The following is a 25,064-nucleotide window of genomic DNA, read 5'->3' on the forward strand; positions in this document are numbered from 1 at the left end:
TGAAAGATGAAGGGTATATTAAATAATTAAAGGGCATAGAGTGAATATGCCCTATAGTATTTAATTATTTCTCAAGTGGTAGAGTATTGTCTGCTCCCCATTCAGCCCATGATCCATCATATAAATAAACATCTTTCTTGCCGATGATATCTAAACCCAATACTAAAACGGCAGCAGTCATACCTGATCCACAACTGGCGATAACCGGTTTGTTTAAATCGACGCCTTGCTTATGGAAAATATCTGTAATTTCAGTTTCTGATTTAAAGTGACCATTCTCTACCAACATCGTCCACGGAACGTTTTTACTGCCAGGAATATGGCCCATTCTTAATCCAGGACGCGGTTCTGGTGCTTTAGCTTGAAAACGGTCTGTTGCTCTGGCATCGACAATTTGGGTTTGTTGATCATTTAGCACATCCAGAATGTGCTCCAGGGATTTCACTTTGTCGGCATCGAAATCGGTATTAAAGATTTGGGGATTGCGTTTCACTTCACCTGATTCTGTTGGCAATCCGGCCTGTTGCCAGCCTTGTAAACCGCCATCAAGAATACGGACGTTGTGGCTACCGAATATCTTAAATGTCCACCATGCACGAGGGGCAGAGAACATATTGCCTTGGTCATAAATCACGACTAAATGATTTTCACTGATCCCCATCGCGCCAACAGCCTGACTGAAAGTTTGCGAATCGGGCAGCATGTGAGGTAATCCACTTTGATGATTGGCAATTTTGTCTAAATCAAAAAATTGGGCGTTGGGGATATGGGTATCCAGCCAAAGTTTATGACAATCAATCTGTTGAGGTGGTGGTGGGGCGGTTGCATCAAGGATGACGAGATTCTTATCATCAAGATGATCTTTTAACCATTGTGGAGTGACAAAGTATGCGTTATTCATGGAATCCCTCACTTGATACGAAGATGAATTAGATACAAAGATAAGTCAGTGTCACGGCCCGCTATTGTTATTGTACCGGCGCTGTGGTGGTTTCTTGTTGTTGACTGGTTGGTGATTCTATCGGTGTGGTTGAACGGGTATACATATTAAGGCCCGCCAAGAATACGCCGCCAATTGAACCAAATGCAAAGATAGCGATGAAAATGATAAGGAGCTTTTTCATTATTGTTCTCAGGTGTTGTAGAAAATAGGCAGTATATAGCGTTCTGAATAGCTGACAAGGTACTCACCAATTTAACGAATGTGGAATTAAATGGTGGGTTGACCGATTGTTGTCTCGGTATGAAGCTGATTTCATTTTTGCTCTGTGGGACAATAGCGCTCCGATTTCATGGCAGTAGAATCCAATGGCACTTTCCAATTCAATAAAAAATCAGATAAGTCAGTGGTATAAGACATTACCTCAACATATTAATGGTTTTATTTCTCGTGCTCCGCAGCGACAGATGATTGCCGAAGTTGCAAAAACACTTGCGGATCAGGAAGGGCGTCATTTGGTTATTGAAGCGCCAACGGGAATCGGTAAAACCCTTTCTTACCTGCTACCTGGCATTGCTATCAGCAGAGCGGAAAGTAAGCCATTGGTCGTGAGTACGGCGAATGTCGCTTTACAAGATCAGATTTACAGTAAAGACCTTCCTCTGTTGCGTAAAATTATTCCCGATCTGAAATTTACCGGTGCTTTTGGTCGTGGTCGTTATGTTTGCCCACGCAATCTTGAAGCTATCTGTGCAACCGAGAGTGAGCAGATCGATCTCATGTTTTTGGTTGAGGACAAAACAGAGCTTGCCAGTAGTGAAGAGAGGGAATTGTGTCGTCGGTTGCGTAGTGATTACACAACTTTTGCCTGGGATGGGTTGCGTGATCACCATAAATTGGCTTTGTCCGATGCTTTGTGGACGAAAGTGAGTACAGATAAAGCAAATTGTCTGGGACGTAACTGTCAGTATTATCATCGTTGCCCGTTTTTTATTGCTCGCCGTGAGATAGATAATGTAGATGTGGTGGTCGCTAACCATGCGTTAGTGATGGCGGCATTGGAGAATGAATCGGTACTCCCTGATGCTAAAAATTTGTTATTGGTACTCGACGAAGGACACCATATACCGGATGTTGCCAGGGATTCTCTGGAAGTTGAGGGGGAAATCACTCTGTTTCAACTTAATGGTCAATTAGATACTTTTGTTCGTCATGTTGAGCAATATCTGGTGCAATTCCATCCGGCAAAGCCACCACGCTTAGCTAATGCCAGTCGCCTGAATGAGCATAGTGAAAAACTACGGGAATGCTTTAAAGAACTCGCAATTATCACTCAGGCGCTTTTACCTGAAAAGAATGAAGTAGATGAGTATCTGTTCGGGATGGGTAAATTACCGGATAACTTGCTACTTTGCTGCCAGCAGCTATTTAAATTGACCGACGGTTTACGGGGTCTGGCAGAAGCGATACTGAATGATCTGACTGAGCGGACGGCTAAACAGGATATTGTCAGATTGCATCGGTCTATTTTGCATACCAGTCGTACGCTGGGATATTTTGAAAATATGACTAAGCTGTGGCGCTTGGCAGCGTTGGAAGAGTCATCCAGTGCACCGGTATCAAAATGGCTGAGACGCCGTGATGAGAAAAATCAGTCGCACCTTTACTTCCATTGTGCCGGTATCAGAGTCAGCGAACAGCTTAATCAACTGCTTTGGCGTAGCATTCCTCATGTGGTTGTGACATCGGCAACGCTTTGTTCTCTGAATAGTTTTTCCCGTATTCAGGAGTTGACTGGGTTAACTGAAAAAGCAGGCGACCGTTTTGTCACATTGTCATCACCTTTTGATCATAGGCGGCAGGGCAAACTGATTATTCCCAAAATGTCATTGGAGCCGACACTGCACAATGAAACTGCTCATTTGCAAGAGATGGCGTGTTATTTCAGGGCTCAATTGCTGAGGCAGCAACATAAAGGCATGTTGATTTTGTTCAGCAGTCAGAGGGCGATGGATATCTTTCTCTCTTATGTGACAGATTTACGCTTGATGTTATTGGTGCAGGGGGATCAGCCACGTTATCGGTTAGTGGAAACTCATTGTCAGCGTATCAATGAAGGGCAATGTAGCGTATTGGTTGGATTGCAATCTTTTGCGGAAGGTTTGGATTTAAAGGGTGATTATCTGTCCCAGGTTCACATTCAAAAAATCTCATTTCCGCCGGTCAATAATCCGGTCATTATTACTGAAAGTGAGTGGTTGAAATCACTCAAACGTTATCCTTTTGAAGTGCAGAGTTTACCAAGCGCTTCTTTTAGTCTTATTCAGCAAGTAGGAAGACTGATCCGTAGTCATGAATGCTATGGTGATGTGGTAATTTATGACAGGCGCTTACTGAGCAAAAGGTATGGCCCAAGATTATTGCAAGCGCTGCCTGTTTTCCCTATTGAGCAGCCGGAGGTTATTTCAGAGGCGGAAATTGAGAGCATAAAAAAGGATAATTGAAACTCACAATTAGCGAAAGCAAGGCCGATTCTTGTCGTTATGGGCAGTAACATAGCAATAATATGAATAACCTCGGTACCATCCAGGCTTTATAATTCCTATCAATTAAGGATTAAGCTGTCGCCGCAATATGCGAAAATTGGAGCCCTGTGGCTGCAACTACGCTACGCAGAGTTTTGAGTGTCGGATTGCCTTTCGGCGACAGTGTGCGGTACAGCGTCTCACTCCCTAATGGAGATAAAACGACTAGAAACCTTTAAGAGCAGTTTTTTTATCTTACAGAGATAAACTTAACAAGGAACAGCAAAACCGCTCTGAAGGTAATAATTGATAGAGCCCAAGAATAAATCTACCCAAAATCGCGGTTTATTTTTACTCTTAGCAAAAATGCTAGCCTTTTGCGCCACCCTCTTTATAGGGGGCGGCTAATTTGGTAAATAAAATCGATAGAAAAGGCGGTTTATCCTACTTTTTTCAGGAAACAGGTTTTCAATACTAACCCTCTGATTTTATCTGCGTTACATTCGATTTCATCTTCACGATGGGTAAGACGGATATTTTTAATCAAAGTGCCGCGTTTTAACGTTGCTGATGTGCCTTTTACTTTTAGATCTTTGATGACCTGTACAGAATCGCCATCATTAAGTAGGGTGCCGTTACTATCTTTTACTTCGTTGTCCATTTTTTTATTTCCTCAAGTTATTTCTGAAAATAAGTGTGGATTATAGACAATTTGTGCTGATTATTAAAGGATGTGGCGAAATTTGTCCATGTGGAGGGCATTTTATGATGTTTTGCCGTGTCGGGTATGGGTGATGAAAGGTCAATGCAAACAGGCCCCGTTGTTAACAGGGGCCTGTAAGTCTCAGAGCTCTTAATGTGACGGCTCTTTATATTTTACTGCTCAACGCTTGCTTCAATAAACCATAAGAATTTGTCGAGATCACGAGAGGCGGCAGTTAACATATCTGCGGTGTTTTCATCCTCAACTTCATCCAGCGCTTTGCGGATATCGTTAGCGACAACACCATAACGGTCGGCTAATGCTTTTAGATGATCCTGTACGTCATGGATATTTGTTGGGTAGCTTTTCAGTGCTGTGTGTCTATTAACTTCTTGCACGGTGCCGAGAGCTATTCCACCAAGTTGTACGACTCTTTCTGCAAAGATATCCGAATGTTCAATAATCGTGGCACGAAAGGTATCCAGCATTTCATGGATGGAAATGAAATTTCTGCCACGCATGTTCCAATGTGCTTGTTTGGTAAGCAGTGAAAGATCAATAAATTGGATCACCATATGGTTCAGAATTTCAATTGTTTCCTGCTTAATGTCATTATCGACATCATTACGAGTATAAAGTAGTGTGGATGTCTCTGTTTTGACTAATTTGGCAGTCCCCATAATAATTTTCCCTTGATGTTAATAATGAGTTTTTCATTGATGAGATGAATGTAACTCGATATTAGTCTTAAGTCATATAGCTTATTCCTATTAAATCAATAGTTAATTTTTATAGTAAAATATTTACCATAAAATTCTTAGATTAATATTGGAAAGTATAATAATTTATCAGGTGAGTCTGTGTGAATAATTTGGTCATGAATGAGTTTCTTATTTATAAAAAACCGGAGAATGATTTTATTCCTCCGGCTTCTATTTTATTTCGATTAAATAAAATGATTAATCGACTTCGGTGATTTTAGGTTCTCCTTTTATTGTTGACGTAGAACCGATGGAGGCAAAAATAATACAGAACAGTGCTAGCCATTGCGTTATCGTTAAATGCTCATTCAGAAACGCAATACCAGATAGCGCACCCAGTGCGGGTTCAAGGCTCATCATAGTACCAAATGTTTGTGCAGGTAAACGGGTCAGAGCAATCATTTCCAGTGTGTATGGGAATGCAGTAGACAGAATCGCAATTGCCAGTGCCAGAGGGAGAATTGACATATCAAATAATAGTTCTGGCCCCGTTTGTATCAAACCGACAGGGAAAAATATCATAGCAGCGATAAATGAACCAATAGACACAGTTGCTGCTCCATGACCTGCCCCGGCGCGTTGGCCGAAAATAATATACAGTGCCCAGCAAACACCTGCGCTGAGTGCATAAATAATCCCTATCGGATCTAAACTATCAATATTATTATTGCCAATGGGTAGGAGGAAAGCTAAGCCGGCGATAACCAATGCCACCCAAAGAAAATCTATTGGTCGGCGTGATGAGAACATAGCTACAGCCAGTGGGCCGGTGAATTCAAGAGCCACGGCAATACCTAAAGGAATAGTTGTCAGTGACATATAAAATGTATAATTCATCGCGCCAAGAGCAATACCATATGTAAGCAGTGGCATGATGGATTTTCGGCTAAAACGCAGACGCCAGGGTTTAAAAATAATAAATAGAATGATAGTTCCAAGACCTAGGCGCAGTGCGGTAACACCCGGTGCACCGATGACTGGAAACAGCGTTTTGGCAAGAGAAGCACCGCCCTGAATTGATGTCATGGCAAGCAGTAACAGTATTACAGGTATTAATGGAAAGGCACTCTTTTGGAGCTTGGAAGAAGACATCCGGGCAAAACCTCAATTAAAATCAAGTGATCTGGCCGATAATCTTCGCAGTGAAATGCAGATAACTCAATAGGTTTAGAGAATATAATTTTAGTGAAATATTTTTCATTTATTAGACCATATTATATAGTTATAGTGAAATTAAATTTCATTATTGGTATATAATTTTGGTATAAATTTACATTGTATTTTAATATGTTGATAATTTAGGGATTACAAGTGATGAAGGTACTTATTACAATCTGGTTGAGGCTTGATTTTATATCATAATAATTAAGAATAAGTTATGATTAATGCTAATGTATTGAATATGAAAGAAACCGTGTTTATTTTGTTTTTCTTGGTATCCGTTTTATAAGTGAGTTGTATGATTGTGATACTAACGTATAATCCTATTTTTCATGTGAAGGTAAAGTAACAGGAGCTGAGATAATGAAAAGTATAGCTGTTTATTGTGGTTCAAGCTTGGGTATATCTGAGATCTATAAAGAAAATGTCATTATCTTCGCAAAGGAGTTGGTTAAACGTAATCTTACGCTCATTTATGGTGGCGCCAGCGTGGGTATTATGGGAACTGTTGCTAATACGGTTTTGGCAGAGGGCGGGAAAGTGATTGGTGTTATTCCAACATTATTGGAAGCGCGAGAAATATCACATAAAAATCTGACTGAATTATACGTTGTTGAAACGATGCATCAGCGTAAAAACAAAATGATTGAATTAGCTGATGGTTTTGTTGCTTTGCCTGGTGGCTTTGGTACGTTGGAAGAGTTTAGTGAGGTATTTACCTGGAGTCAGATTGGGTTACATACGAAACCTTGCGGTATTCTTAATATTAATAACTTTTATGATCCGCTAATTGCTATGATTAATAAAATGGCTGATGAACAATTCTTGCATGAAAAATATCGTCATATGGCAATAATTGAACAAGATCCTGCTATCTTACTCGATCGTTTTAATACTTATCGCTCTCCATCTATAAAAACATATTAAAGTCAGCCTTATAATAAAAAATGGTGTTATTATGATGAAAGAATTATACAGGAATGATAAGAGTAAGTAAGAATTCATAATTGATTAAGATTGGGAAAATATTACCTCTCTGAATAAATAAACCATTCCTGTTGTATAGATATTAATGAAAATATCTTCTCACAGGAATGGCTGTTAATACTAGTGATTAAGTATTAGCTTACAATCATATATTCTACTACTGGATTATTACCGCCATCTGCTGTATAGGATAAATGTAAATCATCACCTAAATAATCGGTTGAGATTGAGTAGCTGCTGCTGCCAATTAGAGGATTGTTCCATGTAATATAAATGCTATAGATTTCGCCTTTGCTATCTACAAATACATAGGTACAGCGTCCTGCAACACCACCTAACAGGCTGTTTGAATCACTTCTCCAAATCGCTTTTCCAGGCGTGCTATCATTGCTTCTGTTAATGACTTGAGGAGGAAGAGTAGTCCACTCACCTTGATCCAGACGGATAGAATCCTGAATAAGTTTAAGTTTATATTCTGATTTGTTAGTTACTTTTGCAATAACGCTGATTGGTGCTTTTAAAGAAATTGCTTCGATCTCTGACATGATATTACCTCTTGTGATTGATGTTAAAAATATAATTAATAAATTCCAAGATTTTAATTCAACCTGTTATGGTTATATAAAATAACTTGGGGTGAAACCAACCTTTTTAGCTATATTTGATAGCTAATTTTTACTTCTTATTAGAATTCCGTTTCTTTATATTTCCTGAAGTTAAATTTTTATATCTCAGCCTTTTTACTTATCGCTATCACCATTTTATTATCGTCTTTAATAATTTTTATCCTTTTAAAAGATTAAAGTTAAAAACAAACTATCTATTAAATGGTGTAGATAAAAAGCTTTATTTTGTCTTGATGTTTTTTAAGATACCTGTTCTCTCAGATAAAAGTCAATTTTTTTACTCTTTGTGTTTTATTATAAAATAACAACCGGTTAATTATATTTTTGTACCTAAAAACGTAGATATAGATGATAAAATATGTCTATGTTTTTAATAACTAATATATAAAACAACTATAATGTCAAATAAAAATAGGCCGCCAAGTCTATGATGAATTAATAATAGCTTTATTATTTGAACATTAATTCATCATTATATTGATGAGATGTTAATGGATTGTAATATTGAATGAGTCTTTATTCTTGTTAAGAAGTTTACTAATTTATTGATTAACACATATTTGGATAATGAGATAAGATTATATTCACTATAGGGACTATTACATCCTTGATGAAAAAATGGTAAAAAAGGAAATTGTTGTGAACGTAATATCATTAATCCCTAAATTGTTGCCGTATGGTGAGCGTGTTTAGGGTATTACCGGTGGAAATGAAGAACAGCGAATTGATCAGGCTATTGCATGTACCCGCAGTTTCTTCGAGGATTTGGGAATTCAGACCCGTTTATCGGATTACAACCTTGGGGTGTCAGGGGTGCTTTTGAGGTTTTGAGTCTGTTTTAACGAATGAATTTGCAGTACGATATACGCTAAATAGAAAAAATGTCTGGGTCAAAAATGGATAATAAATATCAGCAATCGTCGTCTATTCAGTTGGAAAATAATCTCTATCAGATTGTAGTGAGTAACAGCCATAATTTTAATAAATGGTTGTATTTGCGGAGTACATTGTGGCCTACGGCATCAGAAGAAAATCACCGTGAAGAAATGAACTCGATTTTGAATTCTGATAATCAGGTTGCTTTTATGATTCGATCGGATTTAGGTGATTTTTGCGGTTTTGCAGAGGCTTCACTACGTTTTGAATATGTCAATGGGTGCAATTCCTCACCGGTAGCTTACCTTGAGGGGATCTATATTTCCTCGGAATTAAGAAGAAAAGGTTTAGCAACTCGACTTATAGAGCATATTAAAAATTGGGCTAATGATCATGGATGTACTGAAATGGCATCAGATGCTGATATAAATAATGAAGAATCACTGGCTCTTCATTTGTCTCTTGGGTTTGTTGAGACAGAAAGAGTGGTTTTTTTCAAAAAGTTAATTAAATAGGGATAAATGAAGAAGATGAGAGAGTTTGGCATGAAAAATATTTCATCGAAAATTAAAAATGGCTGCTTGTTTAGAAAGGTCAATACACGGACTAGAAATGTAAACCATCATTTTGGTAGTGATTACCGGCATGATCGAAACACTAAAAAAGAATTAATGTCGATATGTAAGCGTGGCTCTATGCATAGTCATAAGCAGCGTGGTAGGGATTATTGTTCGAGATTGTAAATCATAGATTCTTATACTATTGGTAACATTAAACTTTTTCATATATATTTTTCAATCACTTCAAACTGTTTACCTATCATATTCCAGCCTTTTGTCGAAGAAACAGATATACCTTATGGATTTCAAGATGCATCGCGACGGCAAGGGTGCGAATCCCCGGGAGCATAGCGAACTATGTGACCGGGGTGAGTGAGTGCAGCCAACAAAAAGGCAACTTGAAAGATAACGGGTATATAACTATAGGCGATACTCTCGTTCTATTGTGGCATAATACGCCACTATCGATTTTTCCGATTTCCCTTTTGTTTCTAAATGTAAGAGCGAATGCAGTGTTAAGTACAAACAACATCACCATGCAATTTGGCAGTAAGCCCCTGTTTGAAAACATTTCTGTCAAGTTTGGCAACGGTAACCGTTATGGTCTGATTGGCGCTAATGGTTCTGGTAAATCCACTTTTATGAAAATCCTGGGAGGTGATCTGACGCCTACTGCCGGCAATGTCAGCACCGATCCCAATGAGCGTATTGGTAAACTGCGTCAGGATCAGTTTGCTTTTGAAGAGTACACGGTGTTGGATACCGTGATTATGGGGCACACGGAACTGTGGCAGGTAAAGCAGGAACGTGACCGCATCTATGCAATGGCAGAAATGAGTGAAGAGGACGGCTATCGTGTTGCCGATCTTGAGGTGGCTTATGGCGAGATGGATGGTTATAGCGCTGAAGCGCGTGCCGGAGAGTTGTTGCTGGGGGTTGGTATTCCAGTAGAGCGGCATTACGGTTTGATGAGCGAAGTGGCGCCAGGCTGGAAATTGCGTGTATTGCTGGCTCAAGCGCTGTTTTCTAATCCTGATGTTCTGTTATTGGATGAACCGACGAATAACCTGGATATTGATACGATTCGTTGGTTAGAGCAAATACTGAATGAACGGAATAGCACCATGATCATTATTTCCCATGATCGTCACTTCCTGAATACCGTTTGTACTCATATGGCTGATCTCGATTACCGTGAGCTGCGTCTGTTCCCCGGTAATTATGATGAATATATGGTTGCCGCCACTCAGGCTCGTGAGCGTCTGGTGGCTGATAATGCGAAAAAGAAAGCACAGATTGCGGAATTGCAGTCTTTTGTCAGCCGTTTTAGTGCTAATGCCTCCAAATCAAAACAGGCGACTTCCCGTGCTCGTCAGATTGATAAAATCCAGTTGGAAGAAGTTAAAGCATCCAGTCGTCAGAATCCTTATATCCGTTTTGAGCAGGATAAGAAATTATTCCGTAATGCTCTGGAACTGGAAGGTTTGACTAAAGGCTATGACAGTGGCCCTCTGTTTAAAAATCTTAATCTCTTGCTGGAAGTTGGTGAGAAACTCGCTGTTATTGGTGCTAACGGTATTGGTAAAACAACTTTCTTGAAAACGCTCGTTGGTGAAACAGAGCCAAACAGTGGCACAGTTAAATGGTCTGAAAATAGTAGCATTGGTTACTATGCTCAGGATCATGCTAATGATTTTGACTGCGATCTGACAGTTTTTGACTGGATGAGTCAATGGAAGAGAGAAGGGGATGATGAACAAGCTATTCGTAGCGTATTAGGCCGTTTGTTGTTCAGCCAAGATGATATTAAGAAAAAAGTCAAAGTATTATCGGGTGGCGAGAAAGGGCGGATGCTATTTGGTAAGTTGATGATGCAACAGCCAAATATTCTGATAATGGATGAACCAACAAACCACTTGGATATGGAATCCATTGAATCCCTGAACCTTGCGCTTGAGTTGTATAAAGGTACTTTGATATTTGTTTCTCATGATCGGGAATTTGTTAGCTCATTGGCAAGCCGAGTTATGGAAATTAAATCTGATAAGGTCATTGATTTCAAAGGTACTTATGATGAATATCTAAGAAGTCAGGGAATTATTGAGTAATAATCTTGTGGCATAAATCGCCCTGGTTGAGATAACCGGGGCGCGTTATTTCTATTGCTTGTTATTTCTATCGGTAGATAGATTAACTGTTGCACACTTCGCAATTGGGATCTTTAAGTAATTTAATGTCACGAAATTGCATTGTCATTGCATCAAACAGTAAAACCTTCCCGCTGCTGACTTTACCGTATCCAGTAAGGAGTTTGATGGTTTCCATTGCCTGTAATGTACCGATGGTACCGACCAATGGCGCCATAACTCCCGTTTCTACGCATGTCAGATTGTTTTCGCCAAACAGTCTGCTCAGGCAACGGTAGCAGGGGGCATCTGGCTGATAAGTAAATGTCGTGAGTTGTCCTTCCATGCGAATAGCTGCGCCGGAAACCAGAGGCGTTTTCCTTACCAGACACGAGCGGTTCAGTTGTTCGCGGATTGCCACATTATCAGTACAATCCAAGACAACATCATTCTGGCTGATAAGTTCATCTAGCGCCTGATCTTCCAGTAATCCATTAACGGTTTTAATCGTGACATGTGGGTTTATTGCCCGGAGCGTCAATTGGGCTGAATGCACCTTAGCCATGCCGATACGTTCATCTCGATGCAGGATCTGCCGTTGTAGGTTTGAGAGAGAAACGGTATCAAAATCCAGTAGTGCTATTGTTCCCACCCCTGCTGCGGTCAAATATTGGGATGCTGCGCAACCTAAACCACCCGCACCGACTATCAGGATCGCCGAAGATTTCAATTTTTCCTGACCGTCAAAATCAAATCCACGTAGAACAATCTGACGGTTATAGCGTAGGGTTTCTGCGTCTGTGAGTTCAATGGCCATTATTCATTTTTCAGTAAGTGATTGAACAATTCGATTTCAACATTTTCACCAACGTCTACCCGCCCACGTTCACGCTCCAGAACAATGAAGCAGTTTCCCTGACTGAATGAACTAAATATATGAGAGCCTTGATGCCCTGTCGTACGGACTTCCAGTTCACCTTGTTCATTCACCGAAGCAATACCCCGTTGAAAATCCATTCTTCCCGGTGTCTTTTTCAATGGCGTGGTGACCTTGACGCGCATACGCATAGGAGGTTGCCATGCCGTAAAGCCGGACAGGCGAGCGATTAAAGGTTGAACTAATTGATAGAAAGTCAGGATGGCTGAAACTGGATTACCAGGCAGACCACAGAACCAGGCGTTTTTTAGTTTGCCAAAAGCGAAAGGTTTACCCGGTTTAATTGCTAGTTTCCAGAAACTGATTTCTCCTAATTCATCCAGAATCTGCTTGGTGTAATCCGCTTCACCCACAGAAACACCACCACTGCTGATAACTAAATCAGCTTGTTGATCTGCTTGTGCGAAAACATGGCGTAAAGCTTGGGGATTGTCTGCAATAACCCCTAAATCAATAACGTCGCAATCCAGTTTTTCCAGCATCAGGCGAATAGCAAAACGGTTGGTATCATAAATTTGCCCTTCCTTAAGTGGATGACCGATAGCTTGTAGTTCATCACCGGTCGAGAAAATAGCGACTTTTAATTTGCGAACCACTTCGACTTCGGCGATGCCTAAAGACGCAATCAGGGGTAATTGAGCGGTGGATAATTTGCTGCCTGCCGACAATACCACCGCGCCTTTAGTAATATCTTCGCCAGCCAGACGGATATTCTGACCTTGCTTGGTTGGTTGAGTGAAAACGACGCCATCATCAGTAGTTTCTGCGTACTCCTGCATAATAACCGTATCAGCACCTGTGGGAATAGGCGCGCCAGTCATAATGCGGATACAGGTCGCAACCGGCCATTCTCCTTGAAAAGGTGCGCCTGCCAGTGCTTTTCCTGCCAGAGGCAGGGGTTTATTGCTGTTTAAATCGGCATAGTGCACGGCATAGCCATCCATTGCTGAGTTAGCAAAAGGGGGCACATTAATAGGAGAAATAATATTTGTTGCAGTGATGCGTCCTGATGTTTGCGGGAGGCTGACGGTTTCTGTGTCAGTCAGTGGTGTAACGTGCGTCAGAAGTTTTTCCAACGCCTGCTGCAAAGAGATCAACCCAGAGGTATGACAGTGATCCATAATGAAGCTCCCAGATAACGTTTTTTATTAATGGCATTATGGCAGAGATCATCATATGTGTGAGTGATATTTGATTTTGAGCGTATGTTCCATAAACGCGGCGATATTGGTGTCGGTTATCCAAAACGCCGCAATATGTAATAAGCGCATAGAACATCACGATTAACCTGGCGTCAGGGAATTTGCTGTTGTTGTAGCCGGGTTAAAGTGGTCAAGAGATTATAAGGTTTGACCACTGTCAACTGTTATGATTTGTCCTGTCATCGATTCTGCTTTTAACAACATTAAGGTTATTTCTGCAACATCTTCTGGCGTTGAAATTCTTTCTAAGGGTAAATAAGTGCAAAGTGTATGCATTTTCTCTTCTCTCCCTTTCCACCATCTTGTTTCAACGGCGCCTGGCGCTACGCAGTTAACCCTGACCGATGGAGCCAGTGCCCGAGCCAAGGATCTTGTCAGCCCGTGAACCGCTGATTTGGAAGCGGCATAGGGGATACAAGAACCCAGGCCCGTTTCGCCAGCGATACTACCGACATTCACGATAGCACTCCCCGTTCTTGCTTTAAGATAAGGTGCCGCATATCGGCAACAATGAAATGTGCCTTTCACATTAACATCAATAATGGTATCCCAAATATCGCTAGATATGGCATCAAGATCTTCAAATTGAAGTTGTCTGGTTGTCGCCGCGTTATTTACCAGATAGTCGATCCCATTAAATTTTTCCACGACAGTGTTTATCATCGCCTGTACGGCAGATTCGTCGGCAACATCCGCTTTTATCGCAATAGCTTGTCCCCCATCTTTGATAATTGTTTCTGTTGTTTCCAGCGCTTCAAGCTCACTTTGTGAATAGATCACCGCGACAGCAGCACCTTGTTTCGCCAGCATAATACTGATAGCCCGTCCTATACCGGTTCCACCACCGGTAACAATGGCTGTCTTACCTTGAAATGCTTTATACATAAAAATGCTCCTTATTAATATTTGTACATAACATGATGAATCATATCTCTTATAGACAGGTTTGTTAGTACCATTTTGGCATTATTGTGTGGAAGTCTGGTTAATTCAGCTAATGTTGTGTTGTAAAACTCGATTTAACCTTAATAGAGGTAACTTAGTAGAGGTAGAAATAAATAAGTGGAGCAGAATACGGAAATTCATATATTCCGACGTTCCAGATACTGTAATTAATTGCTTACTGATTTTTTATTTATGGGCAGAAATAATTTACGTTTTTCCGGGAGCTTTGTTAATTAAAGGTGTGTATTGTATTTAATTTCTGTTATAGCTTATGAGAAATAAATTAAAAAAATAATATTTTATGACTATGAATAATTCAACTCCCCCGCAACAGAGTCACCGCTACCTGGCTTTTCATATCTCAATGAGTGGATTTTTGGCACTGGTTGTCGCTATGGGAATTGGGCGTACTGCCTTCACTCCTCAAGTGCCTTTAATGATCGCGGAATTCCAGTTTAGTCTGACGGGGGCCGGTATCGTTGCGGCTTTTAACTATCTGGGGTATCTGGCCGGTTCCTATGATGCAATGCGGGCGCACCGTTTGATTGAATATCGGCTTTGGGCCGGATTATGGGGAGCAGTGATTATCACATTGCTCTCTGCACTACTGTATGGGGCGATATTGCACAGTATCGCCCGTTTTTTTATTGGTTGGGCGAGTGGTTGGACATTGGTGTTAGTAACGTCATGGGCCAATGAACAGTTGGCTAGATTGAATCGTCCTGCGTTGAGCGCTGCCATATTTGCCGGACCGGGAGTCGGAATATTCGTTACTGGTATCCTTGCTATTGGTATTCAAGCATGGCAAGTGAGCGCTGCCGAAGCATGGCTGTTATATGGCATTTTGGCACTGATTTGTAGTATCTATATTAGTCGGCATTTGCCCCGTAGTGGTGAGCTACACCGTTCGCAGGCTGAGGTGAAGAAACTGACTTTGACACCTGCAATTAAGCGGCTGGTATGGAGCTACAGTTTAGCGGGGTTTGGTTATATTTTACCTGCGACTTTTCTTTCGCAAATGGCAAGTGATCGTTTCCCTGGCAGCTTGTTTGCCCAGTTTGTCTGGCCAATATTTGGTGCCGCCGCAGTCATCGGCATCGGTTTTGCTATTCTGACCCGCCATATGCTGACAACGCAAATCCGGCTGGCGATCACTTTATGGATTCAGGCGGTGGGCATTCTTATCGCTGAGATCATTCCGGGAATAGGTGGTCTGGCATTAAGCTCTTTGTTGGTTGGTGGTGGTTTTATGTGTGTGGTGCAAATGGCGTTTCAGTATGGTCGTGAATTAGCTCCGGAACATAGCCGTTATATGGCCGGGTTATTGACGACAGGATATGCTGTTGGGCAGCTTATTGGGCCGATGCTGTCAGCGGTTTCCACCGCAATAACCGGGAGATTGGAGCCTGCGTTATATGTCGCATTGATTACCTTGATCATTGCCGGATTATTGGTTTGTAACAGGAATAAACCGACCAGCGAAGTGCGTGTGTAAAGAATTCATCTAATCATGAAAAGCTATCACTGGATAATCACCACGTGCTCATTTACAGTGTGTGCAATAGTTACCTGTTAGTCGTGACTGTTTCAGTGATGGTACTCATGACTCGAATATCAATTGACTACCCGCCAGATGATGGAAAGTAATGTCTTTGGAGAAAATAATGTCGTCTTTAAGTAAAGAAGCTGAGCTTGTGCATTCGGCACTGGAAGCTCGTGGTCTTGAAACGCCTTTGCGTGGTCAGGCATTGGCGCCGGAAGTGCGCAAAGCGCGGATTGAGGAGCATATGACGGAAGTTATGAAATTGTTGAATCTCGATTTGCGTGATGACAGTTTGGCAGAAACCCCCAGTCGTATTGCGAAAATGTATGTCGATGAGATTTTTTCAGGGTTGGACTACAGCAATTTCCCGAAAATCACATTGATAGAAAATAAAATGAAAGTGGATGAAATGGTGACCGTTCGTGATATCACACTCACCAGCACCTGCGAACACCATTTTGTGACCATTGATGGCAAGGCGACGGTTGCCTATATTCCAAAAGATAAAGTGATTGGGTTGTCTAAAATTAACCGTATTGTGCAATTTTTTTCTCAGCGCCCACAGGTTCAGGAGCGACTGACCCAGCAGATCCTGATTGCATTACAGACACTCCTTGGCACCAATAATGTTGCCGTATCAATTGATGCGGTTCATTACTGTGTGAAAGCGCGGGGCATCCGCGATGCAACCAGTACCACGACGACAACCTCCTTGGGTGGATTGTTTAAATCTAGTCAAAATACCCGTCAAGAGTTTTTACGCACAACTCGCCATGTGTAATCTTTACATCGGGATATAAGAATGGTCTGCCAGAGAATTGACTCACTGGATAGTATTCGTGGCCTGGCAATACTGGGGATATTGCTACTCAATATCTCCGGTTTTGCTTTGCCATCGGCCGCTTATTTGAATCCGGCATATAATGGTTCAGCTTCTTTAACTGATTTGATTGTCTGGTCTGTACTTAGCGTCTTTGTTCAGGGAAAGTTCCTGTGTATTTTGGCCTTTTTATTTGGTGCGGCATTGGAGCTACTATTACCAAGGGGCAAAATCTGGAATTATCCACGATTAACCATACTTGCTCTAATTGGAATGGGACATGGCATCTTATTATGGGATGGTGATATTTTGCTCGCTTATAGTTTGGCCGGTCTTTTCAGCTTTCAATTGATCAGCCAAAATAGCGCCAGTAACAGGTTATTTATGCAAGGCGCTATTTTTTATCTGATCGGATTAGCGTTATTGTTTATTCTCGGCTTTCTTTCCAGTGGCGGATCTAATGATGTTTCTTGGCAGTCGACGGAATTCCAGATGTTATACGAAACATATTGGAAAACGTCTGGTGGATGGCTGGCAGTAAAAGAGCGTTTCAATCAGGTCATGTTGATGATGGTCATGCTGTTTGTTCAGTATGGTTGGCAGCTTATCGGTATTATGTCATGTGGTGCTGGATTAATGCGTAATGGTTGGCTAAAAGGTGAATTTTCAGTGAGCCATTACCGAAATGTGGCGCTATTGCTGATACCTCTTAGTATTGCTGTTCAGATATTCTCTGTGGTGTTCCAATATACCCATAATTGGGATTACTTTTGGTCAGGTATTGTCGGTTATATCCTTGCTGAGTTGGTAACGCCATTTCAGGCGCTGGGGTATATGGCTTTAATCTATGGTTTCTGGCCGGTCATTTCATGCTGGCGAATTAATTACTGGCTCAATCAGGTTGGGCGAATGGCGATGAGTAATTACTTGCTACAAACCTTAATTTGCACCCTGCTGTTTTATAACCTTGGGTTTTTTGGTCAATTTAGTCGTTTAGAATTACTTGCATTTATTCTTCCTATTTGGGCAGTGAATATTCTTTTTTCATGCTGGTGGTTACGCCGTTACCCACAAGGGCCAGTGGAACAGCGGTGGCGTGATATCACGGCGGTGTTGGCCCGGTCCGCTTAAGCTGGGTTTTGTCCATTTCCCACAATTCTTCTGGGGTTACGGCGGGGTAATCAGTCATACCTTTTGGGACCTTATGTGGAGCAGGAATGGGGATCAATGGGCCCAAGAAACGAGGTTCACGTTTCAGAATATAAAGATCAGTCAGAGCGCCAAGGCGGGCAATGATTTCGCGTAATCGAACAGTAATCATATTCTTAGGTGTCGAAACCGCATAACACTGAGCGGTAATTCCCATATGCATAGCGATAAATAGGGCTCGTTCGCAATGAAATCGTTGAGTGATGATCGTAAAGTCATTGGTGTTAAAAACCTTCCGGGTTCTGACTATTGAGTCAAGTGTTCTGAAACCCGCAAAATCCAGTACGATATTTGCAGCAGGAATACCCGCTTTTACCAAATCTCTGCGCATAGTGACTGGTTCGTTATAACTTTGCTGAGCATTGTCGCCACTCAGGAGCAAATATTTGATTTTGTCGCTGTTATAAGCATTAATGGCTCCCTGAATACGGTACATATAGTACTGATTTGGTGCGCCAGAGAGGTAATATTTAGCAGTACCAAGTACTATACCCACTTCACGTTCAGGAAGTTGTTTGAGATCATCAAAGACATAGGGGGCTGTTTTCCAACTCATCCAGCGGTCAAGTGCAATAGCTGTCAGTATCAGCATCCCTGTGATGAATAACAGACTAGTTATCAGGCGCTTCCACATGCTTTTGCCTTATACACATTAATGACTGAATTTGTTAAAGGCTACTTTACCTGAAATTGCGAAGCAAGTTTTCTCTGTAAGAAAAAAGCTTGCGAGTAAAAGAGAACTAACAAGCTTTTTAGGTATTTTTAGTGATAAAAATCAGAATGAAGTACGTTTGTACACGCGGTATTCAGGTTTCCAGAAGTTGCGTTCAATGGCTTCATCCAGCGCTCTATCTGAGGTAACAGTCGCAACGCCCTGTATTTGTGCTTCTTTGGCGACTTGTTTAGCAATTTTGCGTGACACTTGCTGAATATCATCGATAAGTGGCAGCAACGGACCTTGACCTTCTTGAGCTAAGGGTGAGCAATCCGCCAGTGTTCGGCTTGCTGCCATCAACATACCGTCAGTAACCAGTTTGGCCCCTGATGCAATGACACCCAGACCAATGCCGGGGAAGATATAGGCATTGTTACATTGAGCGATCGGATATTCCTGATCTTTATATTTTACTGGATTAAATGGACTACCTGTTGCAACCAGGGCGGCACCATCCGTCCAGTTGATGATATCTTCGGGACGGGCTTCAACACGGGAAGTTGGATTCGATAATGGCATGACGATTGGACGTTCACAATGTTTATGCATCTCACGGATGATCTCTTCTGTAAACAAACCTGCCTGACCTGAAACACCAATCAATACCGTCGGTTTAGCATTACGGACAACATCAAGCAGCGAGATTGAATCGCTGTTTACATCCCATTTAGTCAATGAGTCGCTTTTCTGCACCAGCTTGTTCTGGAAATCCAATAGGTTTGGCAGCTTGTCTGTCAATAAACCGAAACGGTCAACCATGAAAATACGGGCCCGAGCCTGTTCTTCACTTAAACCTTCTGATTTCATCTGGGCGACGATCTGTTCTGCAATGCCGCAACCAGCAGAACCGGCTCCAAGGAAAGTAACTGTTTGATCTTTCAATTGACGGCCTGCGGCGCGACTAGCGGCAATTAAGCTACCTAACGTAACGGCGGCGGTTCCCTGAATATCATCATTAAAGCAACAGACCTCGTGGCGATAGCGATTAAGCAAAGGCATGGCATTTTTTTGTGCGAAATCTTCAAATTGCAGCAGTACATTTGGCCAGCGGCGTTTAACCGCCTGAATAAATTCATCTACGAATTCATCATACTCTTCACCGGTGATACGCGGGTGACGCCAGCCCATATATAACGGGTCATTCAGGCGTTGCGGGTTGTTGGTGCCTACATCCAGGACGACTGGCAGTGTATAAGCCGGGCTGATACCACCGCAGGAGGTATACAAGGAGAGCTTACCGATAGGAATACCCATCCCGCCAATGCCTTGATCACCTAAACCGAGGATACGTTCACCATCGGTAACAACGATAACTTTTACATTTTGTTTGGTCGCATTTTGCAGCATGTCATCAATATGTGTTTTGTTTGGATATGAGATGAACAGGCCACGGGCACGGCGGTAAATATCGGAAAAGTGCTCACAAGCTTCACCGACGGTTGGGGTGTAGATGATCGGCATCATTTCGTTCAAATGCGCATCCAGCAGGCGGTAGAACAGGGTTTCGTTAGTGTCCTGAATATTTCGCAGATAAATGTGCTTATCTGCATCATTTTTGAAATCAAGATATTGCCGATAGGCACGTTCAGCTTGTTCTTCGATGGTTTCGACCGCCTCCGGTAATAAACCGTGAAGATTAAAGTTGCTGCGTTCTTCATCAGTGAAAGCGCTGCCTTTATTCAGCAGGGGGAATTCCAACAGAATGGGGCCAGCATAGGGAATATATAGTGGACGTTTACTTTCGTGTTCCAGTTCCATGAATCTTACTCTTTGAACTAAATGGATAAATAAGGTTAGATAGATCCTAAGAGATAGGAAAAATATGTACAGTAAATGTTACTTAATTAGAGGTATCATGAGCCAAAATGAGAGATAACATCCAAGTTTGGCTAATAAACTGTTACGGTAATTGTTTTTTACAGCGGAAAACCCTCTATCTGCATAGAGGGAAAAATGAATTTTCCACTGAATTCAGAAAGTGTAGTAATCAAATTTGCTGCAACCGAGCGCAGCAAGTATAGATTGAGTCGCACTCCGTTGTGATAAATCGCTGTGTTTTCCCTCAACCAACACCGCTCTTTCGATAGCCAGGCAATCACCACCAGAAATATTCATCAGAATCAGCGCTGCTTGTAATGGGGGTAAGCTTGGGTTAAATGCGGCATTTTCTGCATAACGTCCAGGATAAATTTTTCCATCTTTTCCCAGAAGTGCGGTACCACTGTAGGAATTACTGTATGGGGCATAGCTCTGGTTTGCTGCATCTAATGCTGTTAGTACTAATTTATCCGTGGTTTCTAGTTTATAACCATGATTGACCGGGTCCATCAACAAAGTTGTGATGCCCAGATCGTTTGGGCCAAAGGAATCCGGCAGATAATGATCTAATGTTGAAGGTGTCTGCTTTGGCAGATGAATCTCTAATTGTGTACCACTATTAAGTTCATTCATAAATTGACGGCAGTGGCCGCACGGAGAGTAATTCACAGTAACGGATGCCAGTTTCTTCTCGCCCAATAACCAAGCGTGAGTAATCGCACATTGTTCAGCATGAATCGTTTGCTGTAGTGGTACGCCAGCAAATTCCATATTAGCGCCAAAATAGAGGTTTCCGCTTTCACCACGGGCAATTGCACCAACATTAAAATGTGATATCGGTGTCAGAGAACATGCCGCTGCGAGTGGCAATAAGGCGATAGCCAAGGTGTCATCGTCAAAACCGCAGGCTTTCTTAATAGATTCAGCCTGATCAGCAGTGAGCATGGCAGGAAAGTCGTTGTTTCCTGCGTAAGGTAAAAGTGCATCCTGTAGTTTAGATGGCAGCTGTACCCATATAGGGTGAAAACGAGCTTGCATAGCGTGATCTCCGAATTAACTTAAGATCATTCTAAGTTGTCTGATGAGATTTGTAATGTGATAAATATCATATAGATGATGAGATTTATGTAATTTAAGTTGGTAATCGAGCGATTATTATCAAATTTCCTAACAGATAAACTAGCTAAATAGGTATAGCAGCACCGGGAATACAAACGGGGCGGTTAGTGAAGTAATGATACCGCAGGTCATCAATGCCAATGAGCTGTATGCGCCTTCAACAAAATTGACTTCTGCACAGCGGGCAGTACCTAAAGCATGTGATGCCGTTCCCATTGCCAAACCGCGGGATGCTTTGGTTTTTACCTGTAAGAAATCGAACAGATTATGACCAAATATTGCCCCAAGAATGCCAACAAAAATGACGCAAGCAGCACTGATTGCAGGAATACCGCCAATGGCATCTGCTACTGCCATTGCTATTGGTGTTGTGACGGATTTAGGCAGTATCGAAGCGGCCATTTCAGGCGTTGCGCCCATCCACAAAGCAATAGCCGTGCCTGTCACCATAGCGGCAATACTGCCGATAAAACAGATGCTAATAATGGATTTCCATTGGGCACGGATCTGGTGTAGCTGCTCATATAGAGGAAATGCCAGCGCAACTACGGCGGGTTGAAGTAGATCATTCAGAATTCGGCTGCCGGCAAAATAGTGCTCATAAGGCGTGTGGGTTATTAACAATATTGGAATAAGGACGGCAATAGAAACCAATAAGGGGTTCAGAATGGGAATTTTGCATCGTAGTGAAAGTTTTCTTGCGGTGTAAAATACAATCAATGTTAATGGTAATGACCACCAAATGTGACTTAACATTTTTATTTCTCTTGTTTCTGTTGTTCACTCTTAATTTCTGATGCGGAGCCCATAATCGGGCGTTCACGATGAACATAATGGGAACTGTGAGCAACGATAATCATAACAATTGCGGTACTGATCAGGCATGAAAAAACAATCGGAATTATCTGTTGGCTGAGTTGATCGTAATAATTCATCACGCCCACACCGATAGGCAGAAACAGCAAGGTCATATTTTTTAGTAACAGACTACAGCCCGGTTTTGCCCAATGAGCAGGAATGAGCTGGAAAGCTAATAAAACGAACAAGATCAACATGCCGATAATACTGCCGGGAATAATGATGGGTAATAGGGCAGAGATGGCATTACCTGCCAGCAAACACAAATAAATCAAAATAAATGCTCGCAGGTACTGCCAACCAATAATCAGTACTTCACGAAACGACATCACAAAATTCCTAATTCCGGTGAGGAATTCATCATACAATTAACCTTGGGAATGTGCCATAGATCACATTCAAAAAAAGCGGGGACCATTGCTGATCCCCGTGGGTAAAATATCAATGAAATAAATTGACTGTTATTTCACTTGCATACCGGGTTGGGCGCCACTGTCTGGGCTGAGTAAGAAGATATCTTTTCCACCAGGTCCGGCCGCCATAACCATACCTTCCGAAATACCAAAGCGCATTTTGCGTGGTGCCAGGTTGGCAACCATGATGGTTAAACGGCCTTCCAGCGCTTTTGGATCAGGATAACTGGAGCGGATACCAGAAAATACCTGGCGGGTTTCGCCACCAAGATCCAGCATCAGTTTCAGCAACTTATCTGAGCCTTCAACAAAATCAGCCTGTTTAATAAGGGCTACGCGCATATCAACTTTGGCAAAATCATCAAAGGTGATCGTGTCCTGAATTGGATCTTCTGCTAGTGGACCGCTGACTTTTTGTGGTGCGTTGATGCTCTCTTTAGATGCCGCAACCATAGCGTCCACTTTATCCATATCAATGCGATTGAACAGGGCCTTAAAGGCAGAAACTTGATGATCCAGCAGCGGTTGTTCAATACCATGCCAGGTGAGTTCGGTATTCAGGAAAGCTTCTGTACGTTCTGCCAGACTTGGCAAAACGGGTTTCAGGAAAGTCATCAAAACGCGGAACAGGTTGATGCCCATTGAACAGATGGCTTGAAGATCCGCATCACGGCCTTCTTCTTTTGCCACCACCCACGGCGCTTGTTCATCCACATAACGGTTTGCCAAATCAGCCAGTGCCATGATTTCACGGACTGCTTTACTGAATTCGCGGTTATTAAACTCTTCTTCAATCACCTTTGCCCCATCAATAAACTGTTGGTAAAGCGCCGGATCAGCCAGTTTATCCGCCAGCTTGCCGTTAAATCGTTTATTAATGAAGCCTGCATTACGGGAGGCCAGGTTAACAACTTTATTAACGATATCGCTGTTAACACGCTGAATAAAATCTTCCAGATTCAGATCGATATCATCAATGCGAGAAGAGAGTTTGGCTGCATAGTAATAACGCAGGCAGTCTGCATCCAGATGGTCCAAATAAGTGCTGGCTTTAATAAAAGTACCGCGGGATTTGGACATTTTCGCACCATTGACGGTGACATAGCCGTGAACAAACAGATTGGTTGGCTTACGGTAACCGCTGCCTTCCAGCATGGCAGGCCAGAACAGGCTGTGGAAATAAACAATGTCTTTACCGATAAAATGATAAAGATCAGCGGTGGAGTCTTTTGCCCAGAACTCATCAAAGCTCAGATTTCCACGTTTATCACATAGGTTTTGGAAAGAGCCCATATAGCCGATAGGGGCATCCAGCCAGACATAGAAATATTTGCCCGGCGCATCAGGAACTTCAAAGCCGAAATAGGGGGCATCACGGGTGATATCCCACTGTTGTAAACCGGATTCAAACCATTCCTGCATTTTGTTAGCAACTTGTTCCTGTAATGCACCGGAGCGGGTCCATGCTTGCAACATGTTACTGAATGCAGGCAGATCGAAGAAGAAGTGCTCTGTTTCACGCATTTCTGGCGTTGCACCGGAGACGGCAGAACGTGGGTTGGTCAGTTCAGTCGGACTGTAGGTTGAACCGCAAACTTCGCAGTTATCGCCATACTGATCTTCTGCCTTACATTTCGGGCAGCTACCTTTCACAAAGCGATCCGGCAGAAACATATTTTTCTCAGGATCATATAACTGAGAAATAGTACGATTCTTAATATGACCGCTTTTTTTCAGTTCGAGATAGATTTTAGTTGATAACGCTTTATTCTCTTCGCTATGCGTAGAGTGATAGTTATCATAGCTAACTGAAAAGCCAGTAAAATCCTGATGATGCTCTTGGTTCACCGTTGCGATCATCTCTTCAGGAGCAATACCCATTTGCTGAGCTTTCAGCATGATTGGTGTTCCATGAGCGTCATCGGCACAGATAAAGTGAACCTCTTTGCCGCGCATTCGTTGAAAACGGACCCAAATATCTGCTTGGATATGTTCCAGCATGTGACCAAGATGGATTGGACCGTTAGCATATGGCAACGCGCACGTCACCAATAATTTTTTTGCGACTTGAGACATAATAAGGATCTGACTTCCAATAAGTGAAAAAGGGAGTTTGATGTTAACCGATCAAAAAAATTGTCGCTAGGGTAAGGTTTAATCTTAATGGGTTTTGTTGGATAAAAACTGAATCAGTGAGCGGGAAGCGGGTTTTTGTCGCTA

General features: G+C 42.1%; 22 protein-coding genes and 1 pseudogene. 7 read left to right on the forward strand and 16 right to left on the reverse strand.

The window, feature by feature from the left end; translation table 11 throughout:
• Positions 1 to 64: 64 nt before the first annotated feature.
• Both sseA and KZ793_RS06285 read right to left on the reverse strand, forming a co-directional pair.
• Positions 65 to 901 carry a 3-mercaptopyruvate sulfurtransferase gene (sseA, locus tag KZ793_RS06280; protein WP_225814477.1) on the reverse strand — a complete coding sequence of 279 codons (837 nt, stop codon included), beginning with the start codon at positions 899 to 901 and terminating at the stop codon, positions 65 to 67.
• Positions 902 to 968: 67 nt separating this feature from the next.
• Positions 969 to 1,124 (reverse strand): hypothetical protein, encoded by a 156-nt coding sequence (locus KZ793_RS06285; protein WP_198672754.1) that lies wholly within the window; start codon positions 1,122 to 1,124, stop codon positions 969 to 971.
• 184 nt (positions 1,125 to 1,308) lie between these two features.
• On the opposite strand from KZ793_RS06285, the gene dinG reads away from it, so the two are divergent.
• On the forward strand, positions 1,309 to 3,444 hold the full coding sequence (dinG, locus tag KZ793_RS06290) for an ATP-dependent DNA helicase DinG (protein WP_225814478.1): 2,136 nt from the start codon (positions 1,309 to 1,311) through the stop codon (positions 3,442 to 3,444).
• Between the two features lie 112 nt (positions 3,445 to 3,556).
• Here dinG and KZ793_RS06295 read toward each other — a convergent pair.
• The 4 genes and pseudogenes from KZ793_RS06295 to rhtA all read right to left on the reverse strand — a co-directional run.
• Positions 3,557 to 3,667, reverse strand: a pseudogene (locus KZ793_RS06295) (helix-turn-helix domain-containing transcriptional regulator); the annotation flags it as partial.
• Between the two features lie 237 nt (positions 3,668 to 3,904).
• Positions 3,905 to 4,126, reverse strand: a complete 222-nt coding sequence (locus tag KZ793_RS06300) for an alkylphosphonate utilization protein (protein ID WP_011145831.1) — start codon at positions 4,124 to 4,126, stop codon at positions 3,905 to 3,907.
• 215 nt (positions 4,127 to 4,341) lie between these two features.
• Positions 4,342 to 4,848: a DNA starvation/stationary phase protection protein Dps gene (dps, locus tag KZ793_RS06305; protein ID WP_225814480.1), complete on the reverse strand. Its 507-nt coding sequence runs from the start codon at positions 4,846 to 4,848 to the stop codon at positions 4,342 to 4,344.
• Positions 4,849 to 5,127: 279 nt separating this feature from the next.
• A complete protein-coding gene (gene rhtA / locus KZ793_RS06310) occupies positions 5,128 to 6,021 on the reverse strand; it encodes a threonine/homoserine exporter RhtA (RefSeq protein WP_225814481.1) in 894 nt (297 codons plus the stop codon).
• Positions 6,022 to 6,453: 432 nt separating this feature from the next.
• Between rhtA and KZ793_RS06315 the strand changes: the two genes are divergently transcribed.
• A complete protein-coding gene (locus KZ793_RS06315; protein ID WP_225814483.1) occupies positions 6,454 to 7,017 on the forward strand; it encodes an LOG family protein in 564 nt (187 codons plus the stop codon).
• A 194-nt stretch (positions 7,018 to 7,211) separates the two neighbouring features.
• On the opposite strand, the gene KZ793_RS06320 is transcribed toward KZ793_RS06315, so the two are convergent.
• Positions 7,212 to 7,622 (reverse strand): toxin, encoded by a 411-nt coding sequence (locus KZ793_RS06320; protein WP_225814485.1) that lies wholly within the window; start codon positions 7,620 to 7,622, stop codon positions 7,212 to 7,214.
• A 977-nt stretch (positions 7,623 to 8,599) separates the two neighbouring features.
• Here KZ793_RS06320 and aac(6') point away from each other — a divergent pair.
• Both aac(6') and KZ793_RS06335 read left to right on the forward strand, forming a co-directional pair.
• The gene (gene aac(6'), locus KZ793_RS06330; RefSeq protein WP_225814487.1) at positions 8,600 to 9,094 is read left to right on the forward strand and encodes an aminoglycoside 6'-N-acetyltransferase; all 495 of its coding nucleotides are present in this window, start codon (positions 8,600 to 8,602) and stop codon (positions 9,092 to 9,094) included.
• A 557-nt stretch (positions 9,095 to 9,651) separates the two neighbouring features.
• On the forward strand, positions 9,652 to 11,247 hold the full coding sequence (locus KZ793_RS06335; protein ID WP_225814489.1) for an ABC-F family ATPase: 1,596 nt from the start codon (positions 9,652 to 9,654) through the stop codon (positions 11,245 to 11,247).
• A gap of 82 nt (positions 11,248 to 11,329) precedes the next feature.
• Here KZ793_RS06335 and moeB read toward each other — a convergent pair whose 3' ends face one another.
• From moeB to KZ793_RS06350, 3 genes are all read right to left on the reverse strand, one after another.
• Entirely contained in the window at positions 11,330 to 12,082 is a 753-nt protein-coding gene (moeB, locus tag KZ793_RS06340) for a molybdopterin-synthase adenylyltransferase MoeB (protein WP_225814490.1), read from the reverse strand.
• Positions 12,082 to 13,323, reverse strand: a complete 1,242-nt coding sequence (gene moeA, locus KZ793_RS06345; RefSeq protein WP_225814492.1) for a molybdopterin molybdotransferase MoeA — start codon at positions 13,321 to 13,323, stop codon at positions 12,082 to 12,084. The genes moeB and moeA overlap by 1 nt, the downstream gene beginning before the upstream one ends.
• A 219-nt stretch (positions 13,324 to 13,542) precedes the next feature.
• Positions 13,543 to 14,289, reverse strand: coding sequence for an SDR family NAD(P)-dependent oxidoreductase (locus tag KZ793_RS06350; RefSeq protein ID WP_225814494.1), 747 nt, complete (start codon positions 14,287 to 14,289; stop codon positions 13,543 to 13,545).
• Positions 14,290 to 14,656: 367 nt separating this feature from the next.
• Between KZ793_RS06350 and KZ793_RS06355 the strand changes: the two genes are divergently transcribed.
• From KZ793_RS06355 to yeiB, 3 genes are all read left to right on the forward strand, one after another.
• The gene (locus tag KZ793_RS06355) at positions 14,657 to 15,844 is read left to right on the forward strand and encodes a YbfB/YjiJ family MFS transporter (RefSeq protein ID WP_225814704.1); all 1,188 of its coding nucleotides are present in this window, start codon (positions 14,657 to 14,659) and stop codon (positions 15,842 to 15,844) included.
• A 169-nt stretch (positions 15,845 to 16,013) separates the two neighbouring features.
• Positions 16,014 to 16,673 (forward strand): GTP cyclohydrolase I FolE, encoded by a 660-nt coding sequence (gene folE, locus KZ793_RS06360; protein ID WP_225814496.1) that lies wholly within the window; start codon positions 16,014 to 16,016, stop codon positions 16,671 to 16,673.
• A 21-nt stretch (positions 16,674 to 16,694) separates the two neighbouring features.
• On the forward strand, positions 16,695 to 17,843 hold the full coding sequence (yeiB, locus tag KZ793_RS06365; protein ID WP_225814498.1) for a DUF418 domain-containing protein YeiB: 1,149 nt from the start codon (positions 16,695 to 16,697) through the stop codon (positions 17,841 to 17,843).
• On the opposite strand, the gene sanA is transcribed toward yeiB, so the two are convergent.
• The 6 genes from sanA to metG form a co-directional block, all read right to left on the reverse strand.
• The gene (gene sanA, locus KZ793_RS06370) at positions 17,815 to 18,555 is read right to left on the reverse strand and encodes an outer membrane permeability protein SanA (protein ID WP_225814500.1); all 741 of its coding nucleotides are present in this window, start codon (positions 18,553 to 18,555) and stop codon (positions 17,815 to 17,817) included. The two genes, yeiB and sanA, sit on opposite strands and share 29 nt — an antisense overlap.
• 141 nt (positions 18,556 to 18,696) lie before the next feature.
• Positions 18,697 to 20,394, reverse strand: a complete 1,698-nt coding sequence (locus KZ793_RS06375; RefSeq protein WP_225814502.1) for an NAD-dependent malic enzyme — start codon at positions 20,392 to 20,394, stop codon at positions 18,697 to 18,699.
• Positions 20,395 to 20,607: 213 nt separating this feature from the next.
• Positions 20,608 to 21,492, reverse strand: coding sequence for a cytidine deaminase (gene cdd / locus KZ793_RS06380; RefSeq protein ID WP_225814504.1), 885 nt, complete (start codon positions 21,490 to 21,492; stop codon positions 20,608 to 20,610).
• A 141-nt stretch (positions 21,493 to 21,633) separates the two neighbouring features.
• A complete protein-coding gene (locus KZ793_RS06385; RefSeq protein ID WP_225814506.1) occupies positions 21,634 to 22,329 on the reverse strand; it encodes a CidB/LrgB family autolysis modulator in 696 nt (231 codons plus the stop codon).
• Positions 22,330 to 22,331: 2 nt separating this feature from the next.
• Positions 22,332 to 22,760 (reverse strand): CidA/LrgA family protein, encoded by a 429-nt coding sequence (locus KZ793_RS06390; protein WP_225814508.1) that lies wholly within the window; start codon positions 22,758 to 22,760, stop codon positions 22,332 to 22,334.
• Between the two features lie 132 nt (positions 22,761 to 22,892).
• Entirely contained in the window at positions 22,893 to 24,920 is a 2,028-nt protein-coding gene (metG, locus tag KZ793_RS06395; protein WP_225814510.1) for a methionine--tRNA ligase, read from the reverse strand.
• Positions 24,921 to 25,064: the final 144 nt, after the last annotated feature.

This window comes from Photorhabdus antumapuensis (assembly GCF_020387775.1).
Taxonomy (GTDB): domain Bacteria; phylum Pseudomonadota; class Gammaproteobacteria; order Enterobacterales; family Enterobacteriaceae; genus Photorhabdus; species Photorhabdus antumapuensis.

Excerpts from the sequence above, each read along its gene's own strand:
- sseA (WP_225814477.1), bottom strand. The coding sequence starts at position 901 with ATGAATAACGCATACTTTGTCACTCCACAATGGTTAAAAGATCATCTT.
- KZ793_RS06285 (WP_198672754.1), bottom strand. The coding sequence starts at position 1,124 with ATGAAAAAGCTCCTTATCATTTTCATCGCTATCTTTGCATTTGGTTCA.
- dinG (WP_225814478.1), top strand. The coding sequence starts at position 1,309 with ATGGCACTTTCCAATTCAATAAAAAATCAGATAAGTCAGTGGTATAAG.
- KZ793_RS06300 (WP_011145831.1), bottom strand. The coding sequence starts at position 4,126 with ATGGACAACGAAGTAAAAGATAGTAACGGCACCCTACTTAATGATGGC.
- dps (WP_225814480.1), bottom strand. The coding sequence starts at position 4,848 with ATGGGGACTGCCAAATTAGTCAAAACAGAGACATCCACACTACTTTAT.
- rhtA (WP_225814481.1), bottom strand. The coding sequence starts at position 6,021 with ATGTCTTCTTCCAAGCTCCAAAAGAGTGCCTTTCCATTAATACCTGTA.
- KZ793_RS06315 (WP_225814483.1), top strand. The coding sequence starts at position 6,454 with ATGAAAAGTATAGCTGTTTATTGTGGTTCAAGCTTGGGTATATCTGAG.
- KZ793_RS06320 (WP_225814485.1), bottom strand. The coding sequence starts at position 7,622 with ATGTCAGAGATCGAAGCAATTTCTTTAAAAGCACCAATCAGCGTTATT.
- moeB (WP_225814490.1), bottom strand. The coding sequence starts at position 12,082 with ATGGCCATTGAACTCACAGACGCAGAAACCCTACGCTATAACCGTCAG.
- moeA (WP_225814492.1), bottom strand. The coding sequence starts at position 13,323 with ATGGATCACTGTCATACCTCTGGGTTGATCTCTTTGCAGCAGGCGTTG.
- KZ793_RS06350 (WP_225814494.1), bottom strand. The coding sequence starts at position 14,289 with ATGTATAAAGCATTTCAAGGTAAGACAGCCATTGTTACCGGTGGTGGA.
- KZ793_RS06355 (WP_225814704.1), top strand. The coding sequence starts at position 14,657 with ATGAATAATTCAACTCCCCCGCAACAGAGTCACCGCTACCTGGCTTTT.
- folE (WP_225814496.1), top strand. The coding sequence starts at position 16,014 with ATGTCGTCTTTAAGTAAAGAAGCTGAGCTTGTGCATTCGGCACTGGAA.
- yeiB (WP_225814498.1), top strand. The coding sequence starts at position 16,695 with ATGGTCTGCCAGAGAATTGACTCACTGGATAGTATTCGTGGCCTGGCA.
- sanA (WP_225814500.1), bottom strand. The coding sequence starts at position 18,555 with ATGTGGAAGCGCCTGATAACTAGTCTGTTATTCATCACAGGGATGCTG.
- KZ793_RS06375 (WP_225814502.1), bottom strand. The coding sequence starts at position 20,394 with ATGGAACTGGAACACGAAAGTAAACGTCCACTATATATTCCCTATGCT.
- cdd (WP_225814504.1), bottom strand. The coding sequence starts at position 21,492 with ATGCAAGCTCGTTTTCACCCTATATGGGTACAGCTGCCATCTAAACTA.
- KZ793_RS06385 (WP_225814506.1), bottom strand. The coding sequence starts at position 22,329 with ATGTTAAGTCACATTTGGTGGTCATTACCATTAACATTGATTGTATTT.
- KZ793_RS06390 (WP_225814508.1), bottom strand. The coding sequence starts at position 22,760 with ATGTCGTTTCGTGAAGTACTGATTATTGGTTGGCAGTACCTGCGAGCA.
- metG (WP_225814510.1), bottom strand. The coding sequence starts at position 24,920 with ATGTCTCAAGTCGCAAAAAAATTATTGGTGACGTGCGCGTTGCCATAT.